1 pseudogene is annotated in these 855 nt (G+C 61.3%); it reads left to right on the plus strand.

Features of this window, described 5'->3' with window-relative positions:
- Nucleotides 1-855, plus strand: a pseudogene (locus tag F2P46_RS35980) (hypothetical protein); the annotation flags it as partial.

The following is an 855-nucleotide window of genomic DNA, read 5'->3' on the forward strand; positions in this document are numbered from 1 at the left end:
CTGCGCGAGTCGCCGAAGGGCACCGTCACGTTCATGACCGGCACGCCGATCTCCAATTCGGCGGTCGAGATGTACAACATGATGCGCTTCCTCGCAGCCGACGAGCTGGCCGAGTTGGGCCTGGAACACTTCGACGCCTGGCGTGCACAGTTCGTCAGCACCGATGCCGGCTGGGAGCCAACCGAGACGGGGCGCCTGAAAGAGGTCAACCGCCTTGGCCGGACGTGGTCGAACATGCGTTCGCTGATGGACCTGTACTATAGCTTTACCGATTCGGTAGACAATGAGGACATCAAGAAAGCTTACGCGGAAGACAACAATGGGGAGCAATTCCCCATCCCGCGCGTGGTCGGTGGCGATCGTCAGTCCGTCGTGGTCGAGCCTACCAAGGCGCAAATTGGGTTGTTGAACGAGGTGCTGGAGGGCTTCGATGCCTTGCCGGAAATCAAGGACCCGTACGAGCGCAACAAGTCGCGCCTGCGCCTCATGGACCGCGCCCGCAAGGTGTCGCTTGACGTGCGCGCGGCCGACCCGTATTCCAAGAGCAAAGAAGTAGGCGGCAAGCTCGACCGTATCGCTGACGAGGTCAAACGCATCTATTCAAAATGGAACACCGACCGCGGGACGCAGCTGATTTTCCTGGACCGCTCCGTGCCAAAGAGCAAGGGCGACGATGCGGTGCTGAAAGAGTACGACATGCTGGTGGCGGCACTGCGCCGGGCGTACGACGAAGGTGACGAGGCTGGCCAGCGCCTGCGTGGCGAGCAGCTTGAGCGCTTCGACGCGAACGACATGGAAGAACTGCGTAACGCCCAGTCGGGCGGCTGGAATGCCTACCAGCAGACCAAGGACAAC

It is taken from the genome of Massilia sp. CCM 8734, assembly GCF_011682155.1.
GTDB classification, from domain to species: Bacteria; Pseudomonadota; Gammaproteobacteria; order Burkholderiales; family Burkholderiaceae_D; genus Telluria_A; species Telluria_A rubra.